The organism is Pseudomonas sp. NBRC 111130, assembly GCF_001320485.1.
GTDB lineage: Bacteria > Pseudomonadota > Gammaproteobacteria > Pseudomonadales > Pseudomonadaceae > Aquipseudomonas > Aquipseudomonas vlassakiae.
In genome coordinates, this window is sequence record NZ_BCBG01000001.1 from 1 (window position 1) to 18,555 (window position 18,555).

At 64.0% G+C, this 18,555-nt stretch carries 18 protein-coding genes; 7 read left to right on the forward strand and 11 right to left on the reverse strand.

Annotated features, from left to right (window positions below; translation table 11 throughout):
- Window positions 1-67: 67 nt before the first annotated feature.
- The 3 genes from APH33_RS00005 to APH33_RS00015 all read right to left on the reverse strand — a co-directional run bounded on the left by APH33_RS00005 (window position 68) and on the right by APH33_RS00015 (window position 3,302).
- Entirely contained in the window at window positions 68-1,012 is a 945-nt protein-coding gene (locus APH33_RS00005) for a LysR family transcriptional regulator (RefSeq protein ID WP_054883350.1), read from the reverse strand.
- 137 nt (window positions 1,013-1,149) lie between these two features.
- A complete protein-coding gene (locus APH33_RS00010; RefSeq protein ID WP_054883200.1) occupies window positions 1,150-1,860 on the reverse strand; it encodes a YebC/PmpR family DNA-binding transcriptional regulator in 711 nt (236 codons plus the stop codon).
- 125 nt (window positions 1,861-1,985) lie between these two features.
- Window positions 1,986-3,302, reverse strand: a complete 1,317-nt coding sequence (locus APH33_RS00015) for an MFS transporter (RefSeq protein WP_054883201.1) — start codon at window positions 3,300-3,302, stop codon at window positions 1,986-1,988.
- Between the two features lie 243 nt (window positions 3,303-3,545).
- On the opposite strand from APH33_RS00015, the gene APH33_RS00020 reads away from it, so the two are divergent.
- Window positions 3,546-4,415, forward strand: a complete 870-nt coding sequence (locus tag APH33_RS00020; RefSeq protein ID WP_054883202.1) for a LysR family transcriptional regulator — start codon at window positions 3,546-3,548, stop codon at window positions 4,413-4,415.
- A gap of 317 nt (window positions 4,416-4,732) precedes the next feature.
- The gene (locus tag APH33_RS00025; protein ID WP_054883203.1) at window positions 4,733-5,098 is read left to right on the forward strand and encodes a DUF2784 domain-containing protein; all 366 of its coding nucleotides are present in this window, start codon (window positions 4,733-4,735) and stop codon (window positions 5,096-5,098) included.
- Here the strand turns inward: APH33_RS00025 and tam are convergent.
- On the reverse strand, window positions 5,095-5,871 hold the full coding sequence (tam, locus tag APH33_RS00030; RefSeq protein ID WP_054883204.1) for a trans-aconitate 2-methyltransferase: 777 nt from the start codon (window positions 5,869-5,871) through the stop codon (window positions 5,095-5,097). The genes APH33_RS00025 and tam overlap by 4 nt on opposite strands.
- Window positions 5,872-5,967: 96 nt before the next feature.
- Here tam and APH33_RS00035 point away from each other — a divergent pair, with 96 nt between their 5' ends.
- On the forward strand, window positions 5,968-6,147 hold the full coding sequence (locus tag APH33_RS00035; RefSeq protein ID WP_054883351.1) for a hypothetical protein: 180 nt from the start codon (window positions 5,968-5,970) through the stop codon (window positions 6,145-6,147).
- Window positions 6,148-6,150: 3 nt separating this feature from the next.
- Here APH33_RS00035 and APH33_RS00040 read toward each other — a convergent pair whose 3' ends face one another.
- Window positions 6,151-7,560, reverse strand: a complete 1,410-nt coding sequence (locus tag APH33_RS00040) for an amino acid permease (protein ID WP_054883205.1) — start codon at window positions 7,558-7,560, stop codon at window positions 6,151-6,153.
- Window positions 7,561-7,885: 325 nt separating this feature from the next.
- On the opposite strand from APH33_RS00040, the gene APH33_RS00045 reads away from it, so the two are divergent.
- Window positions 7,886-9,310 carry a PLP-dependent aminotransferase family protein gene (locus APH33_RS00045; RefSeq protein ID WP_054883206.1) on the forward strand — a complete coding sequence of 475 codons (1,425 nt, stop codon included), beginning with the start codon at window positions 7,886-7,888 and terminating at the stop codon, window positions 9,308-9,310.
- Between the two features lie 379 nt (window positions 9,311-9,689).
- On the opposite strand, the gene APH33_RS00050 is transcribed toward APH33_RS00045, so the two are convergent.
- Genes APH33_RS00050 through APH33_RS00060 form a run of 3 tightly spaced genes read right to left on the reverse strand, consistent with a single transcriptional unit; the run spans window position 9,690 to window position 13,288 of the window.
- Window positions 9,690-10,712: a histone deacetylase family protein gene (locus tag APH33_RS00050; protein ID WP_054883207.1), complete on the reverse strand. Its 1,023-nt coding sequence runs from the start codon at window positions 10,710-10,712 to the stop codon at window positions 9,690-9,692.
- Complete coding sequence (locus APH33_RS00055) at window positions 10,712-11,953, reverse strand: Zn-dependent hydrolase (protein WP_054883208.1); 1,242 nt, start codon at window positions 11,951-11,953, stop codon at window positions 10,712-10,714. The genes APH33_RS00050 and APH33_RS00055 overlap by 1 nt, the downstream gene beginning before the upstream one ends.
- Before the next feature lie 30 nt (window positions 11,954-11,983).
- Window positions 11,984-13,288 (reverse strand): MFS transporter, encoded by a 1,305-nt coding sequence (locus tag APH33_RS00060; RefSeq protein ID WP_054883209.1) that lies wholly within the window; start codon window positions 13,286-13,288, stop codon window positions 11,984-11,986.
- A gap of 288 nt (window positions 13,289-13,576) precedes the next feature.
- Between APH33_RS00060 and APH33_RS00065 the strand changes: the two genes are divergently transcribed.
- Entirely contained in the window at window positions 13,577-14,497 is a 921-nt protein-coding gene (locus APH33_RS00065; protein ID WP_054883210.1) for a LysR family transcriptional regulator, read from the forward strand.
- On the opposite strand, the gene APH33_RS00070 is transcribed toward APH33_RS00065, so the two are convergent.
- The gene (locus APH33_RS00070) at window positions 14,494-14,775 is read right to left on the reverse strand and encodes a type II toxin-antitoxin system RelE/ParE family toxin (RefSeq protein ID WP_054883211.1); all 282 of its coding nucleotides are present in this window, start codon (window positions 14,773-14,775) and stop codon (window positions 14,494-14,496) included. The two genes, APH33_RS00065 and APH33_RS00070, sit on opposite strands and share 4 nt — an antisense overlap.
- Window positions 14,765-15,010, reverse strand: a complete 246-nt coding sequence (locus tag APH33_RS00075) for a type II toxin-antitoxin system Phd/YefM family antitoxin (RefSeq protein ID WP_054883212.1) — start codon at window positions 15,008-15,010, stop codon at window positions 14,765-14,767. The genes APH33_RS00070 and APH33_RS00075 overlap by 11 nt, the downstream gene beginning before the upstream one ends.
- A 220-nt stretch (window positions 15,011-15,230) precedes the next feature.
- Between APH33_RS00075 and APH33_RS00080 the strand changes: the two genes are divergently transcribed.
- Together APH33_RS00080 and APH33_RS00085 are read left to right on the forward strand one after the other, a co-directional pair.
- Window positions 15,231-15,773, forward strand: a complete 543-nt coding sequence (locus APH33_RS00080) for a WYL domain-containing protein (protein WP_054883213.1) — start codon at window positions 15,231-15,233, stop codon at window positions 15,771-15,773.
- Between the two features lie 207 nt (window positions 15,774-15,980).
- A complete protein-coding gene (locus tag APH33_RS00085; RefSeq protein ID WP_082433371.1) occupies window positions 15,981-17,432 on the forward strand; it encodes a catalase in 1,452 nt (483 codons plus the stop codon).
- Here the strand turns inward: APH33_RS00085 and APH33_RS00090 are convergent.
- Complete coding sequence (locus tag APH33_RS00090) at window positions 17,401-18,447, reverse strand: AraC family transcriptional regulator (protein ID WP_054883215.1); 1,047 nt, start codon at window positions 18,445-18,447, stop codon at window positions 17,401-17,403. The genes APH33_RS00085 and APH33_RS00090 overlap by 32 nt on opposite strands.
- Between the last annotated feature and the right edge of the window lie 108 nt (window positions 18,448-18,555).

The following is an 18,555-nucleotide window of genomic DNA, read 5'->3' on the forward strand; positions in this document are numbered from 1 at the left end:
AGGCTACACAATGCCCCTAGTCTAGGCGCCTAGGCCTGCGCGAATAACCCCGCTTCGCGCATACCTGCTATGGCAAACCTGCAACCCCGCCCTGCACCCCGAACTGTGACTGGCGCCACAGCTCGAACACCCGGTTGCGCAACCAGCGGTGCTCGGCCGAAGCCTGCAAGCGCTGGTGCCACACCACCCAGTAGCGCTGGGTATGCTCGACAAACCCCAACGGCCGCCACGCCAGGCCGTGCAGGCGGCACAGCTGGCGGGCGATGTGCTCCGGCACGGTGGCCAGCGCCTGGCTGTTGCCGATCACTTGCACGGTGGCCGAGAAGAACGGCACCTCCAGGCTGATGCGCCGCTGCAAACCCTGGGCGCGCAGATGGCGGTCGATGAAGCTGTCCTTGTCGCCCCCACCGGAAATGCGCACGTGCTTGCAGGCCAGGTAGTCGTCCTGGCCAAGCACGTCCAGCGCGGTCAGCGGGTGATCCTGGCGCATCAGGCACACCGCGCGGTCTTCGCCGAGCAGGCGCCCATGCAGGTTGGGCGGCGACTCGTCGAACAAGGTGGTGGCCAGGTCGATCTCGCCGCTGGCGAGCAAGGCGTACTGCCCGGCCTGCCAGGTGCGGTAGTCGATGGACACGCCCGGGGCTTCCTGTTCCAAGGCAGCCACCAGCAGCGGCAGCATGTGCTCGGCTACGTAGTCGGAAGCGGCCAGGCAGAAGCGCCGCTCGCAGCGGGCCGGGTCGAAGGTGGCGGGTTGGCGCAGGGCCTGGAGTTCTTCGAGCACCTGGCGCAGGGGCTCGACCAGGGCTTCGGCGTATTGGCTGAGCACATAACCACGGCCCTGGCGCACCAGCAAGGGGTCGTCGAAGGCTTCGCGCAGGTGGGCCAGCTGGCGGCTCAGGGCCGATTGGCTGACACCCAGGCGGTCGGCGGCGTGGCTGAGGTTCTTCAACTGCAGGAGGCAGTCGAGGGTGCGCAGGTGGGCGAGGCTGAGGGAGGCGAAGGTGGGGTTCATGCAGTTGCCCTTCTGTTGGTTTTGCCGGCCCATTCGCTGGCAAGCCCGCTCCCACAGGGACCTCACAATGCCAAGGCTTGTGATATCCCTGTGGGAGCGGGCTTGCCCGCGAATGGGCCGCAAAGCGGCCCCAGCTTTTAGGCGGTAAGGCCTACATATACGTTCTGCACGTCATCGTTCTCGTCGATCGCCTCGAGGAACGCTTCAACCTCGGCCAGCGCTTCAGCACTCAGGCTGGCCGCGCTCACCGGGTTCTTAGGGGTATAACCGATCTTCGCCGAGGTAACGGTGAAGCCATGCTCAGGCAGGGCCTTCTGTACCGCATCCAGGTCGGTGGTGTCGGTGATGAACAAGGTTGACCCCTCTTCTTCACCTTCCTCAAAGTCTTGGGCACCGGCTTCGATGGCGGCCATTTCCGGGTCGGCATCGCCTTCCGGGGTGGCTTCGATCAGGCCGACGTGGTTGAAGTCCCAGGTCACCGAGCCGCTGGCGCCGAGCTGGCCCTTGCGGAACAGCACGCGGATCTGCGCCACGGTGCGGTTGACGTTGTCGGTCAGGCACTCGACGATCAGTGGCACCTGGTGCGGGGCGAAGCCTTCATAGCTGACGGCATGGTACTGCACGGCATCGCCGTCCAGGCCAGCGCCTTTCTTGATGGCACGCTCCAGGGTCTCACGGGTCATCGAGGCCTTCTTGGCCTGGGCGATGGCCAGGCGCAGGCGCGGGTTCATGTCCGGGTCGGCGCCGGACTTGGCCGCGATCTGGATTTCCTTGGCCAGCTTGCCCATGATCTTGCCCTTGGCATTGGCAGCTGTTTCTCTATGTTTGGCTTTCCACTGTGCGCCCATGTCGACTCTCTTTGTTCCAGCGGCCGGTTCAGGAAGCGACCGGCCAAAAGTGGGTGCAGTTTATACGCCCTCGGGCAGTGGATCGACAAGTAATCTCACGCTTCGTCGGCCTTGCGCGCTACCCTTCAGGTCCGCAGTGGCTTGATCGCCATGCTGGTGTTGGGCGCCACGTCGTTGGCCGCGGCGGTGCCGGCCGGGCGGCTGTTCCAGTGTGGCAGCAGCACCAGGGCCGAGAACAACGCGCAGCCGGCAAACACGATGAACACCGTGACGCTGTCGAAGTAGCCCGGCAGCAGGCCGCCGAGCACTGCACCCACCGAGCCGCAACCGTTGACGAAACCTGCTGCCGTGGCGCCGGCCTTGGCCGTGCCGAAGTCGATGGCCGCCGCGCCGCTGATCATCGAGTCGGGCCCGTACAGGGTCAGGCCCATGACGAACAGCAAGGCCACCACCATCGCGATACTGCCGCTGTGCATGGCTGCCATGAACGCTGCCAGGGTCACTGTCAGCAGCACCAGGCTGATCACGCAGGCCGGCATGCGCCGGGCGCCAAACAACTTGTCCGAAGCCAGGCCGATGATGATCGGGCCCAACAGCCCCGCCAGTTCGAAGGCAGTGGGGATGATCGCCGCGCCGACCTTGCCTACCGACGGCATCTGCTCGAAGACGATCACCGGCCCCCACAGCAGGATGGCGTAGCGCGCAGGCTTGAGCAGGAAGTACGCCAGGCCCAGGGTCAGCACCGTGCGGTTGCGCAGGATTTCGCGCAGCGGCGCCCACACGCTGCACAGGTTACCGGCCGGGGCCATGCTCTGCGGCTCGGGTTCGACCGCAGCAAGGCCGACGTCCTCCGGCTTGTTGCGCTGCAGGAAGAAGAACAGCACGGCCACCCCGGCTACCACCGCGGCACTCGAGAAGAACGCCGCATGCCAGGTGCCGACCAGGGTATAGGCCCACCAGCCGGCGAACGGCGAAGCGACCAGGCCGCCGAAGGCGTAGCACGAACTCCACAGCCCCAGCACCCGGCCGCGCTGCGAAGCCGGGAAGAAGCTGCCGATGTTCTTGCACAGCCCGGCCCAGCCGGTGGATTGCGCCAGCCCCTGGACCAGCATGCACGTGGCGAAGACCGGGAAGGTCGCGAAGCTGCCCATCACCACGGCCGCCGCCGCCGAGATCAGCAGGCCACCGAGCACCACCACGCGCGGGCCGAAACGGTCGGCGAGCATGCCCCAGGTGAACTGGCCCACGGCATAGGCGGCCAGGTAGATTGCGTCGAGGTTGGCCATGGCGGCCTTGTCGAGCATGAACGTCGGGTCTTCACCGATGCCGAGCTTGGCCACCGAGAAGGCCTTGCGGGTGAAGTAGAAGGCGGCGTAGGCCAGCCAGGTGATCGCGAAAATCTGGATGCGCCAGCGTTTCAACGCAGCGAGTGCTTGATTCATTGATTCTGACCTCTTGCTCAAGTGTGCCGGCAGATTGTTAAAAACGCCTGTCTTGTTGTTGTGTTGCGCACTGCATGACGAAGGCTCGTCATTTGGTCAGATGGCACCGATGTGCGGGCCATGCCCCGGCCACTGCTTGTGGCGTTGGCCTCGGGTTGAAACGTATGGAAACAGTTGCTGACTGATAAAGAAAATCGATTTATCGTATTTCACACATAAGCCCAGCTTGTTACTGGAGGCGGTATGTCGGTGTCTCACGCTCAACTCAAGGCCTTCCATGCAGTGGCCGTGCACGGCAGCTTTACCCGCGCCGCGCAAAAGCTGTTTCTGACCCAACCGGCGGTGTCCGACCAGGTGCGCAAGCTCGAAGAGCGTTTCGGTGTGCTGCTGTTCCACCGCAACAAGCGCTCGGTGCAACTGACCGACCTGGGCGAGCGCCTGCTGGGCATCAGCCAGCGCCTGTTCGCCTGCGAGGCCGAGGCGCACGACCTGCTGCAGGACTCCCGCGCCCTGCACACCGGCAGCCTGGTGCTGGCAGTGGATGCGCCCGTGCACGTACTGCCGCAGATCGCACGCTTTTGCCAGCGCTACCCGGGCATCCAGGTCAAGATCGAGACCGGCAACACCGATGAATCACTGGCCAGGCTGTTCAGCTACCAGGCCGACCTGGCGCTGCTCGGGCGCGATGTCGATGACGAGCGGCTTTACTGCGTGCCGCTGCGCCGCGACCCGATGGTGGCGTTCGTCTCGCACAACCACCCGTGGGCCAGCCGCGGCTCGATCACCCTGGCCGACCTTGACGACACACCGTTGGTGTTGCGCGAGCCGGGGTCGGTCACGCGGCAGACGCTGGAAGAGGAAATGCAGCGCGCAGGCTTGCGGATTCGCCCGGCGATCCAGGTGGAAGGCCGCGAAGCGGCGCGCGAGGCGGTGGTGGTGGGGATTGGCGTAGGGGTGGTGTCGGCGGCCGAGTTCGGCGCGGATGCGCGGGTGTGTGCGCTGCCGATTGTCGATTGCCAGCGGCACCTGACCGAGACCCTGGTGTGCCTGAGCGAACAGCGATCGCGGCGGGTGGTGGCCACCTTCCTGCAGATGGTTCAGGAGGAGTTGTAGCGCCTGTACCGGCCTCTTCGCGGCTAAAGCCGCTCCCACAGGTACCCCACCGCTTGCGAAATCTGTGCAACACCTGTGGGAGCGGCTTTAGCCGCGAAGAGGCCATCACAGGCAATACAACCATGCTGGGAATACCTCATTTCCAGGCCCACCCACCATCCTTTTCCGCCTGCTGGTCCTGTTCGGCGGCCTCCCACAGGTACCCCACCGCTTGCGAAATCTGTGTAAAAAACCTGTGGGAGCGGCTTTAGCCGCGAAGAGGCCATCACAGGCAATACAACTATGCTGGGAATACCTCATTCCCTGGCCCACCCACCATGCTTTTTCGCCTGGCCGCCGACGCCCTGGTCCTGCTGCACTTGGCCTTCATCCTGCTGGTGCTGTTCGGCGGCCTGCTGGTGCTCAGGTGGCGCCCCGCCCTGCTCCTGCACCTCCCCGCCCTGGCCTGGGGCCTGGCGGTGGAAGGCCTGCACCTGCAATGCCCGCTCACCGTCTGGGAAAACCGCATGCGTCTGGCGGCCGGTGACGCGGGTTATCACGGCGGCTTCGTCGAACATTACATCTGGCCGCTGATCTACCCCGCCGGCCTGACCCCGCAGATTCAGCTGCTGCTGGGCGGCGTCGTGCTGGTGCTGAACCTGGCCATCTACGCCTGCGTCATCTGCCGCTGGCGTCGCCCTTAGCGGGTAGCGACGACAAACAGCCGCGGAAACGGCAGCAACACCTTGCCATCGGTGGCTGGCGGGTAGTCATGCTGCATGGCCTGCAGGTACATCTGCAGGAAGCTCGCCTGTTCCTGTTCGTCCAGCTTGGCCAGATAAGGCCGCAGCGCCGAGCCCTTGAACCATTCCACCACCGCTTCGGCGCCGCCGGTCAACGGGTGGTGATAGGTGGTGCGCCACACGTCCACCCGCGTGCACAGCGGGCTGAGCAGGTCGTAGTAGAACGCCGCGTTGTGCCGCGGTGGCAACTGGAAGTCAGCGAATTTCTCCGCCCACGGGCCCTCGCTGGCAATCTTGCGCAATTGCCGGTGAGCGGGCTCGTCGAGGTTGTCCGGGGTCTGCACCGCCAGGCTGCCGCCCTCGCTCAGCTGGCGCACCAGGTGCGGGTACAGCGAGCCATGGTCAGGCACCCATTGCAGCGAGGCATTGGCCAGGATCAGGTCTTGCGGCTCGGGGGCGGACCAGTCGCTGATATCGGCAATTTCGCAGCGTACCCGTGGAATGTGCAGGCGCTTGCGCTCGCGGGCCTTGTCGATCATGTCCTTGTCGCTGTCCAGTGCCGTTACCTGGGCGTCGGGGCAGCGCTGCAGCAGCACTTCGGTCGAGTTGCCGGGGCCACAGCCCAGGTCGGTGGCATGGCGTACCGGCCGCGGCGGCACGGCGGCCAGCAGGTCACGCACGGCGCGGGTGCGTTCGTCTTCGAAGAGGGAATACTGGGTGGCGGACCAGGCCATGGGCGGCTCCTTTTGGCGGACGATGCAATGAGCATACGCCATGTACCGAAGTGCATGCGCCTGAACTGTCGGCCTATGCTTGAAGTCATTTCCTTTATGCGCATGCCCATGAAGCTATCCATGGCCTTGGCCATTCTGGCGCTGATCGCCGCCGCCGCCCTGCTCGGTTCCCCCTGGATGAACCAGCGCTTTCACATGCCCGCGGACAAACACCAGGCCCAGCAACGCGAAACGGCCGGGTCCCCAAGGGAGCCGGCCGTTTCCAAGAGCAAGTGACGCTTAGTGCTGCTTGCCAGTACGGATCTGGTGCACCACGCCCATCGCCACCACGACAGCCGCGGCGATGCCGGTGGAAATCACCAGGATCTGATAATCAGGCATGAAGGCCATGGTCACCAATGCGGCGATGATGAAGCCGATCACCAGGTAGGTCAGCCACGGGAACAGCCACATCTGCAGGCGTACTTCCTTGCCTTCGGCGATCAGCTTGCGGCGCATGCGCAGCTGCGAGAAGGCGATCACCAGATACACCAGCAGGGCAATCATGCCGGTGGTGTTCATCAGGGTTTCCAGTACGTCTTTCGGGCGCAGGGTCTCGCTGAAGTTGATCAGCGCGCAGACCACGGCCACGGCGCAGGAGCCGATGATCGCGTACACCGGTACACCGGTGCCGGCACGGGTGATCTTGAAGAATGACGGCGCGTCGCCACGCTGGGCCAGCGAGAACAGCATGCGCGAAGCGGTGTAGTGGCCAGAAATCAGGCAGCTGCTCACCGAGGTCAGCACCACGAAGTTCATCAGCAGTTCGGCGTGCGGCACGCCCAGCAGCTCCAAGGTACGGCGGTAGGCGCCATAGCCGGAAACGCCCAGTTGCGGGTCGTTCCACGGCACCAGGCAGACGATCAGGAAGATCGAGCCGACGTAGAACAGGCACACACGCCATACCACCGAGTTGGTGGCCTTGACGATCTGGGTAGCCGGGTCCTTGGCTTCGGAAGCGGCGATGGTGACGATTTCAGCGCCAAGGAAGGCGAACATCACCCCGAGCAAGGCTCCAATGACCGTGGTGATGCCGTTGGGCATGAAGCCTTCGGCGGTCAGGTGGGTCATGCCACGCACTTCACCGAACTGCCAGATGTTCATCACCGCAGCGGTGCACACCACCAGGAAGCAAACGATCGCCACCACCTTGATCAGCGCGAACCAGAATTCGAACTCACCGTAGTGCTTGACGTTGAAGAAGTTGACGGTGATCAGCAGCAGGGTCGTGGCCAGCACGAACACGTTGACGCTGACGTCGGGGAAGAAACCGTGCAGGATCTTGCCCGCCACATAGGCTTCCCAGGCCATCAGGATGACCCAGTACCACCAGTACAGCCAGCCGATGGTGAAACCGGCCCAGCGGCCGATCGCGCGGTCGGCGTAGGTGGAGAACGAGCCGGTGTCCGGCGAGGAAGTCGCCATTTCACCCAGCATGCGCATGATCAGCACCACCAGGATGCCGCCGGCCAGATAGGCCAGCACTGCGGCCGGGCCGGCGCTGTGGATCACGCTGCCGGAGCCGACGAACAAGGCGCCGCCGATAACCCCGGCGATCGACATCATCGTCAGGTGGCGCGACTTGAGCGAGGCACTGAGCTTGCTCTCGTGCCCGCTTTTCGCGGTGGTGGTTGTGGATGTTGCGTCCATCAGTTGTGTACCCCGTGCTTCTTTTTATCCAAGGAAAACTGTGAAACCCCGATGGCTCTCGGTTTCACCTGTACATCAGTGCTAATGCGGGCAGGATGGTGTGCGCTAACACACGCAGGCCTTCCGTGGCGGCCTGCTGACGCGCCCCAGGGTTGGCACCTGAGGCGAACTGAACATGCTTTATGTGGCGATATCTGACACCTAATGTAAAAATGTCCGACGTAGAGAGCCATGCACAGTGGCATGAATCTCGCACTGCACTGTACAGGCCGCCAATGCAATACACCCGCTGGCGCTTGGCGTTACGCACTCCTGAAGGCCCCGAATGTTCGAATTACACCCAGACTCTTCCACGCCGCTGGTCAACCAGATCATCGACGGCCTGCGCGAGCTGATCGATAACCAGACCCTCAAGCCCGGCACCAAGGTCCCCTCGATCCGCGCCTTTGCCGCGAGCTATTCGGTGAGCACCTTTACCGTGGTCGAGGCCTACGACCGCCTGGTTGCCCAGGGGCTGCTGGTGAGCAAGGGCAATGCGGGGTTCTTCGTCAATCGTGCGGCGAACGAGCTGCTGGAAAGCCAAAACAGCGAGGCGGAGAGCGGCCGCCCGACCTTCAACTCCGAGTGGTACCTGCAGCAGATCTTCGAGATTCGCCAACTGCCGTTCAAACCCGGCTGCGGCTGGCTACCTAATGACTGGATGTACGAAGACGGCCTGCGCCGCGGCCTGCGCCAGGTCGCTGGCAGCCCGCTGGAATTGTCGGGCTACGGCGACCCGATGGGCTTGCCGGAGCTGCGTGCGCTGACCGCGCAGAACCTGCAGCAGGAGCTGTCGATCGTCTGCAACCCGGCGCAGCTGATGCTGACCCACGGTGCCAGCCAGGCGCTGGACCTTGCCGTGCGCACCCTGGTGCGCCCCGGTGACGTGGTGCTGGTGGACGACCCCGGCTACCCCAACCTGATGAGTATCCTGCGGACCCAGGGCGCGACCTTGATCGGCGTGCCACGCACGCCCAACGGTTACGACCTCAATCACCTCGAACAATTGCTGGCGCACCATCGCCCTACCGCGTTCTTCACCCAGCCGCACCTGCACAGCCCGACCTGTTCACGCACCCCGCTGGCGCAGTTGCACCGCTTGCTGCAACTGGCCAGCCAGCACGGTTTCCGCCTGGTGGAGAACAACCTGTACGCCGACATGGTCGCCGAGCCACAGCCGTGCCTGGCCAGCCTCGACCATCTGCAGCAGGTGGTGTACGTGGGCAGTTACTCGAAAAGCATCTCGCCCAACGTGCGGGTCGGCTACCTGCTGGCCAACCCGGAGCTGTCGCAGAAACTGCTGCACCTGAAGATGCGCTCGGGACTGACCACTTCGCAGGTGATGGAGCGGGTGGTGTATGCAGCGATCATCGACGGACGCTGGCGCAAGCACCTCAAGCGCCTGCGCCAGCGGCTGGCCGAGGCGCATCAGGAAGTGGGCCGGCATCTGCATCGACTGGGCTTTGAACTGTTCACCGAGTCGGATGAAGGGATGTACATCTGGACCCGCCACCCGGCGATTCCGGACAGCGCGGCGTTGCTCGATGATGCCTTGGAGAAAGGCATCATGCTTGGGCCTGGGCAGTTGTTCATGGTCGATGCCAAGGCCACCGGGTGGATGCGCTTCAATGTGGCGTTCAGCACCGACCCGGCGATGTGGGAGTTGTTGGAGAAGGTGCTGGTGAAGCATGTGCGGCGGGGTGGGATTTAGGGTTTTTGGGGGGCCGGGGTGTTCGCCCTCGGTGTTCGCCCTCGGTGTTCGCCACAACATCTTCAGCGCCTATAAGATCGAGCGCCGCCCGCGCGGCGCATCGCGGGCAAGCCCGCTCCCACATCTGTTTCGGGCCAGTTATTCCTGTGCCGCCAACAGGATCCGCCTTGTTGGCATAGCGATACATCTCGGTGGGCGCTGATGCCGCTTCACCTGTCTCCAGGCATGCACCAAGGCGGTCCCTGTTGGCTTCATAGGAGAGACTGGCCCGAAACAAATGTGGGAGCGGGCTTGCCCGCGATGCGCCGCGCGGGCGGCGCTCGATCTTATAGGCGCTGAAGATCTCGCGGCATGCACCTGTTAGCCCTCGCGCGTTCAACTATGTCCAATCCGCCTCGTGCGCAAAGAACGCCTGCGCATTCGCCTCCAGGCTCTCCAGGTGATACCCCCCTTCCTGCACGATCAGGCAAGGCAACCGCAACGCCCGAATCCGCTCACCCAATTCAGCAAACCCTTCAGTCGTCACCGCCACCTTGCTCTGCGGATCCAGCTCGTAGATATCGAACCCAAGCGACAATACCAGCACCTCGGCGCCAAAGTCCTGCACCGCAGCCAGCGCAATTTCCAGCTGTCCCATGAAGTCCGCCTGGCTGGCGCCATGGGCCATCGGCAGGTTGAGGTTGTACCCCTCGCCCGCGCCACTGCCGCGTTCATCCTCGAACCCGGCCACACCCGGATAGAAGTTGGTCGGGTCACCATGGGTCGACACGTACAGCACGTCATTGCGCTCGTAGAAGATCTCCTGAATCCCCTGCCCGTGGTGCATGTCGGTATCGAGAATCGCCACCCGGCGGTAACGGCTGCGCAAGGCCTGGGCGGCCACGGCGGCATTGTTGATGTAGCAGAACCCACCGGCCGCATCGAACCGTGCGTGGTGCCCCGGCGGCCGGCACAGCGCGTAGGCTGCGGGCTCGCCATCAACAATGGCCTTGGCCCCGGCCACCGCGCTCTGCGCCGACCAGTACGCCGAACGCCAGGTGTTTTCACCCACCGGGCAGCTGCCATCGGCCAGGTAGCGCCCCGCCTGGGCTAGGATGCCGCGCAGGGCGTTGGGCTCGCGCACGAAGATGTTCGACATCACTTCGTCACCCCAGTCCTCAGGTACTTCCTTCCAGCGCGCATGGGCCTCTTCGAGGAACGCCAGGTAGGCCTCGCCATGCACCGCCTTGAGCGGCGCCAGGCCGGCATCGTCGGGCTGGCGGATGTCGAAGCCCAGGTCCTTGGCCGCCTGCAGCAGGCGCTGGGCGCGTTCGGGGACTTCCTGCGGGGTGCGCATGGCGCCACGCGAGTAGTAGCTGCGCGGATGGTGCAGCAGCTGTTCGGGGTGGAAGTAGCAACGCATCAGGCTTCTCCTTGTTCGACTTGGCCGGCGCGGGCCAGCACGGCGTTGAGCAATACGTCGACGCCCTGGCGGGCATCCTCGGGCAGCACGTCTTCGGCTTCGTTGTGGCTCAGGCCGCCGACGCAGGGAATGAACACCATCGCCGTCGGGCAGTAGCGGGCCAGCAGGATGGCGTCGTGGCCGGCGCCGCTGACGATGGACTGTTGCGCATAACCCAGGCCATCCACCGCCTGCTGCACGGCGGCCACGCAGGCGGCGTCGAACGGCGTGGCCGGGCTGACCCAGTGGCGCTCGATGCGCACCTGCAGGCCGCGCTGGCTGGCGATGGCCTGCAGCTTCTCGGTCAGGTCGCGCTCCATGGCCTCGATGGCTTCGTCACGGTGATGGCGCAGATCGACGGTGAAGCGCAGCACGCCGGGGATGGTGTTGCGCGAGGACTTGGCGATCGACAGTTCGCCCACGGTGGTCAGGCCTTCTGGCGCAAAATCCGCCGCCAGTTGCTCGACCGCCTGGATCATCCGCGCGGCGCCATACAGGGCGTCCTTGCGCAGCGGCATCGGTGTGGTGCCGGCGTGGGCGGCCATGCCTTCGACGGTCACGTCCAGCCAGCGAATCGCCTGGCCACCGCTGACCACGCCGATGGCCTTGGCGTTGTCTTCAAGGATCGGGCCTTGCTCGATATGCGCCTCGAAGTAGGCATCCACCTGGCCACCCAGCGGGCGCTGGCCGGCGTAGCCGGTGCGCCGCAGTTCGTCGGCGACACTGACGCCATCGGCATCACGGATGGCCAGGGCCTGGTCCAGCGCCAGGGTGCCGGTGAACACCGCCGAGCCGAACATGGCCGGGGTGAAGCGGGCGCCCTCTTCATTGGTCCAGACGGCGATCTCCAGCGGCTTGCGGGTCTGAATGTTCAGGTCGTTGAGGCGGCGCACCACCTCCAGGCCGGCCAGCACGCCATAGACGCCATCGAAGCGGCCGCCTTCGGGCTGAGTGTCGAGGTGGCTGCCCATCATCACCGGAGCAGCAGCCGGATCGCTACCGGCGCGGCGGGCGAACAGGTTGCCGATGGCATCCACGTTCAGCGTCAGGCCGGCCTCGCGGCACCAGTGGCTGAACAGTTCACGGCCGGCCTTGTCTTCGTCGCTCAGGGCCAGGCGGCAGCTGCCGCCGCGGGCGGTGGCGCCGATTTCGGCCATGGCCATCAGGCTCGCCCACAGGCGTTCGCCATTGCTTTTCAACATGTGCGGGTACTCCACAATCAGAGGAATCGATCAGGCCAGTTCCAGGCGCTGACTTCGGGCGTACTGGCGTGCCAGGGCCAGCACGCAGACCAGCGAAATGCTGGCGATGAGGCTGTAGAACGCCGCCATCGGCCACCATTGGCCGGTAAAGGTGTGGGCCAGCCAGGTGCCGATCAGCGGTGTCAGGCCGCCCGCGAGGGCGCCGCACACTTGGTAGGCCAGGGAAATCGCGGTGTAACGTACGCGGGTGTCGAACATGCCGCTGACGTAGCCCGCGATCACGGCGTAGAACGAGGCCATGCAGGCCGCCGCCAAGGCGATGCCGAGCACTATCATTGGGCCTTGGCCAGAGCTGACCAGCACGAACATCGGGTACGGCGAGCCCATCGCCAGCAGCGCGACCAAGGCCAGGAAGCGGGTGGCGCCGAGCTTTTCCGACAGCCACGCGGCCAGCGGCTGCACGCAGAACTGGATGATCGCCACGAAGAACAGGCATTCGAGGATCAGCGAGCGCTCCAGGTGCAGTTGCTGGGTGGTGTAGCTGATCATGAAGGTGTTGGTGAAATAGACCCCGGCAATGCCCAGGGTGTTGGCACCGATGCAAAGCAGCAGTGGGCGCCAGGCGGTGCGCAGCACTTCCAGTACCGGCGCCTGCTCCTTGCGCTGAGCCCTCGCCGCCTGCTCGCGGCTGGCGATGAATTCGGGCGACTCGTTGACCCCCAGGCGAATCGCCAGGCCCACCAGCAGCAACAGCGCGCTGGCCAGGAACGGCACGCGCCAGCCCCAGCTCATCAGGTCTTCCTCGGGCAGACGGGTCACTGCGCCAAAGGCCAGCAGCGACAGGATCAGGCCCGCCGGGCTGCCCAGCTGGGCGAACGAGGCAAAGAAATTGCGCCGGCCCTTGGGCGCATGTTCACCGGCCATCAGCACCGCCCCGCCCCACTCGCCACCCACGGCGATGCCCTGGATCACCCGCAGGATGATCAGCAGCACCGGCGCGGCGGCACCGATCTGCGCGTAGGTCGGCAGCAGGCCGATGCACACGGTGACGATGCCCATCATCAACAGGGTGATGACCAGCGACTTCTTGCGTCCGATGCGGTCACCCACATGGCCGAACACGATGCCGCCCAGCGGCCGGGCGAAAAAGCCCACGGCGAAGGTGCCGAAGGCGGCCATGGTGCTGAACAGGCTGTCGTCGGAGGGGAAGAACAAGGCACCGAACACCAAGGCGGCGGCGGTGGCATAGATGTAGAAGTCGTACCACTCGATCATGGTGCCGATGAACGCGGCGGCGGCGGCACGGCGCGGCTGGGGCGAAGCGATGGGCTTCATGGGGGCTCCTTTGCTTGTTTTTCTGGCAGGAGTTAAGGGTCACGGCGGCGCTCTGGTGGCGCATGGCCTTTTGATCGGTTTTTGGCTTCTTCGCGGGCTCGCCCGCTCCCACAGGGATTGCGCAAGGCCCGCAAACGCTTCAGTACCTGTGGGAGCGGGCAAGCCCGCGAAGAAGCCAGCACCGATACAACAAGCCTCAATGACTGCGATTTATCGTCCCCGGGCTATGATTAGTCAATTTTCTATTTATTATTCGCACTATTAGCCCTGCTTATCATCGAGCCAGCCATGTCCGACCGCCTGCTCAACGACCGCCTCGACTGGAACCTTCTGCGCACTTTCCGGGTAATCGGCCAGGAGTTGTCCATCAGCCGCGCCGCCGCGCGCCTGCACTTGACCCAACCGGCCGTGAGCCAGGCGCTCAAGCGCCTGGAGGAACAGCTTGGCCGCCAGCTGATTGCCCGCCGCGGGCCTCGCTTCGTGCTCACCGACATGGGCGAACAACTGTTCCAGCTGGCCGGTGAGGTGTACGGGCAGATGTCGCAGATCAGCGGCCTGCTGGAGCAGCCGGCGGATGAACTGGTGGGCAAGGTGCGCTTGCTGATGATCAGCCGCATCGTCAGCGAGCGGTTCGATGATCTGCTGGCGGACTTCCATCGCCAGCACCCACGGGTGGACCTGGAAATCGACGTGATGCGCAGCTCGGACATCGTCGCCGCCTTGCAGGAAAAGACTGCCACTGCGGGCCTGAGCCTCAACCGCCGGCCCCAGCCACGCCTGGAGCAGCGCCTGTTCCTGCGCCAGCGCTACGCGTTTTTCTGCGGCAAGCACCATGCCCTGTTCGGCCAGGCCGAGGGCGATCTGCAGCGGGAAAATTTCGTCAGCTTCACCAGCGACCAGATTGGCGGCATGTTGTCGCCGCTGACCATTTTCCGTGACCAGCAAGGGTTTTCCGGGCGGATCGTGGCGTCGTCGCCCAGTCTTGAAGAGGTGCGTCGGCTGGTGATCGCCGGGTTCGGCATCGGCTGCCTGCCCGAGCATGTGGTGGCGCCGGATGTGGCGGCGGGGCTGCTGTGGAAGCTGCCGCCTGCAGAAGGGATTGCCGATGTGGATATTCACCTGCTGTGGAACAGGGAACAGCGGTTGAGCCGGGCTGAAGAGGTGTTTATCGAGGCCTTGCAGGGCGGCCTTTTCGGCGCGGTCACCTAACGCGTTTTAGCGGCTCGGTAAACCTCGCTACGCTCACGTTTGCCAACCGACACCACCACTACAACGATCCGCTCATCTTCGACTCTGTACACCAGTCGATAACCTGAAGCTTTCAGCTTGATCTTGTAGTGGTTCGGCAGGTCACGCAGTGCATCGGCCTGGACCTTGGGGGACTGCAAGCGTTCGCCGAGCTTTTTCTTGATCTGCTCGCGCACGGTGTGCCCAAGCTTGCCCCACTCCTTCATCGCAGAAGGCAGAAACTCGAGCTTATAAATCATCCAGAGTTACCGGTACGCCCTTTTCACCCAGCCTCGACTTGGCCAGCTCGGTTAATTCAAGATCCTCCAGACGCTCCATCATGGCTTCGTACAGTTCGGCAGGCACCATGTAACCCATAACACGATTGTGATTGAGCACAGCGACGGGCATACCCGCAGCACCTGTCATCACCGCGGATGGGTTCTTTTTCAGCTCCGACACGCTTACGGCCACGTCAGCGAAAATATTCTGCATGAATTCAAACCTCAATAAAGAACGATATTTTGGTCTATCTACAGGACACAAACAAGTCTCAACTGTTCAGAGAGCTGTCGTCGGCGGGCTTGATATGCGTTCCTACAGCCTTTGAAAAACACACTAAACTTGGATCCCATCCACTGACAGAGTATGCTCCTGAGATAGCCATGTGCCACCACCCAGGCCGTCATACTTGGTCTTCAAGGACGAAACTCCCGTGCCCAGCCACCCGACCCGCCACACCATCGCCCGACAATGGCAGTTACTGAAACTGCTGCCCGACCGCCACCCCGGGATGAGTTCCACGCAATTGCAGGCCGCACTGGCCAGGGTCGGCCACAAGACCAGCAAACGCACGGTCGAGCGCGACCTCAACGAGCTGGCAACGCTGTTCCCGCTGCACTGCAACAGCAAGGGCATGCCCTATGGCTGGTACTGGCAGCCAGGCCTGAGCCTGGATGAGGCCGAGCAACTGCAACCTGATCAACTCACCCCCTCACAGCAGATCGAGCTGCAGGCCTGGGTCGACGATGGCCTCGCCCGTCGCCTGGAAGACCAGCCGCTGTCCGAGGACATGCGCCTGGCCCCGCATGACAAAGGCGGTGCGATGCTCGCGGCCACAGTCGAAGACAGCCGTGCGCTGATGGGCTGGCTGCTGTCCCAGGCCGGCTCGATCCGGGTCAAGGCACCGGAAACATTGCGCGTGTCGATGGTCGAACAGCTGCGCCAGAGCCTGGCGTTGAACGACGATGGCTATTGACGCTGCCGCACATCGGTCCAGCGGCTCTCTACTCGACATCTCCTACAACATGAGGTGAGCCACCTTACTGTGAGGCTCCTGCAGTATTACTAGCATCGGCACTCCCTTGATCAAGCGAGTGCCACGACCGTGCTTTCGACCCGTCCCCATCGCCCTGCGTTGACGCTGCTGTGTGCAACCTTTCTTGCCAGCCCCGTGCTGTTCGCCATGCCCCTGACCCGCGACAACGGCGCAGCGGTCGGCGACAACCAGCACTCCCAGACTGCTGGCAACGCTGGACCGACCTTGCTGCAGGATGTGCAGCTGATCCAGAAGCTGCAACGCTTCGACCGCGAACGCATCCCCGAACGCGTGGTGCACGCCCGCGGCACCGGCGCCCATGGTGAATTCACCGCGTCCGAAGACCTGTCCGCGCTGACTTCGGCGCCGCTGTTCAGGCCGGGCGAAAAAACCCCGGTATTCGTGCGTTTCTCGTCGGTTGTGCATGGCCTGCACTCGCCGGAAACCCTGCGCGACCCGCGAGGCTTTGCCACCCGGTTCTACACCACGACGGGCAATTGGGACCTGGTCGGCAACAACTTCCCAACGTTCTTCATCCGCGACGCCATCAAGTTCCCGGACATGGTCCACGCCTTCAAGCCCGACCCGCGCAACAACCTGGGCAACGACGCCCGGCGTTTCGACCTGCTCTCGCACATGCCGGAGGCTACCCGCACCCTGACCCTGCTGTACTCCAACGAAGGCACGCCAAAAAGCTATCGGCACATGGATGGAAACAGCGTGCACGCCTACAAGTTCGTCAACGCCAACGGTGAACCCACCTACGTGAAGTTCCGCTGGAAAAGCCTGCAAGGGCAGGAAAACCTCGACCCCAAGGCTGTCGAGCAGATCCAGGGCAAAAGCTTCAGTCACATGACCGAGGACCTGGTAGGTGCCATCGCCCGTGGCGACTATCCCAAATGGGACCTCTATATCCAGACACTACGTCCTGAGCAGCTGGCAGCCTTCGACTTCGACCCGCTGGACGCCACCAAGGTCTGGCCGGATGTGCCCGAGCGCCGGGTCGGGCAGATGGTGCTCAAGCGCAATGTCGACAACTTCTTCCAGGAAACCGAACAGGTCGCCCTGGCACCGTCCAACCTGATCCAGGGTATAGAGCCCTCCGAAGACCGCTTGCTGCAGGGCCGACTGTTCTCCTACGCCGACACCCAGATGTACCGAGTCGGCGCCAACGCCAGCAGCCTGCCGATCAACCAGCCGCGGGCGGCGGTCAACAATGGCAACCAGGATGGCGCACTCAACCCCAACCGCACCCGTGACATGGTCAACTACCAGCCCAGCCGCCTGCAGCCTCGCAGCACCACCGACTCGGCACGCTACAGTGAGCTGGCCTTGAGCGGCCCCACCCAGCAACGGGGCATCACCCGGGAGCAGAACTTCAAGCAGGCCGGTGACCTTTACCGCGCCTATTCGAAAAGCGAGCAGCGCGACCTGGTCAACAGCTTCGGTCAGTCGCTGGCTGTCGCCGATGAGCAGAGCAAGCACATCATCCTGTCATTCCTGTACAAAGCCGATGCCGATTACGGGAGCAGGGTTACAAGAATTGCGGGAGGTGACCTGAAGCGGGTCAAGGCTCTGGCTGCCGAACTGCAGGATTGAAGTTTGCAAGCCCGGCCAGCCTCGCCCGATAGCTGCCCGGGCTCTGCCCCGTCCACTTCTTGAACGCCCGGTGAAATGCACTGGGCTCCTGGAAGCCCGCCTGCTCGGCAATCTCGGCGATGCTCAAGGTGCCTTCGCGCAAGCGCTCGAAGGCCATCGCCCGGCGCACTTCATCCTTGATCTGCTGGTACGAATGCCCTTCACGCTCCAGTTGGCGGCGGAAGGTGCTGGCACTGATCCCCTGCTGCTCGGCCATGGCTGCAAGCGTCGGCCATTGCCCATAGCGGCGTGCGCGCAAATGGCGATAGACCTCGGCCACCAGCCCGTTCTGATTGCGAAAACGGATGACCAGGCCCTGGGGCGCGCTGCGCAGGAAAGTCTTCAGGCCTGCCAGGTCCTGCACCACCGGCAAGCGCAACCAGGCGGTGTCGAACTCGACTTCGGTACGCCCGCTGCCCAGACGCAAGTCCGGCCCCCACAGCAGCGGGTCGTCGTCCTGGGCCGGGCGCGCCACCGCCAGCTCCGTGCGGTCGATGGCGATGCGCCGCCCGGCCAGCCAGCATAGCAGGCCGATCACCAGCACCAGGTAAGTTTCCTCGGCATACACCTGGGTCAGCGGGTCGGCAATGGTCGACTGTACGCTGATGACCGCACGCCCACCGCGCAGCGTGAGATTGCCGCGCAGGTCACGCAGGAACAGGGCGAAACTGCTCATGCACTGGCGCAGCGCCTTCTCCAGGTTGGGTTCCTGGATCAAGCCACGGCAGATCAGGGCAAAACTGCCCAACGGCATGCCGTGGCTGTCGAGGCGGAAGAACTCGTCTTCCAGCAGCTCGATCAATTCCAGCCACAAACCGGCGAAAGCCTTGGCCGGCACCCTCGCCTGTGGCTGGCTGAGTACGGCCGGGTCGATGCCCACGCCGCGCAGCCGCGCCTCCAGCACGTCGGGCTGGCCGCGCAGGGCATGCAACATGGCATTGAGAAAGTACACCGCGACCGAATCGCTATCGCGCATGGCGGAATTCGCTGTCTATGCTGAGTGGCAAAAAATGCCAGGTTGACTGAACAGATCCGGCATAGGCTGCAACAGAGCCTTTGCCTAGACTCGAACCCACCTCGGGAT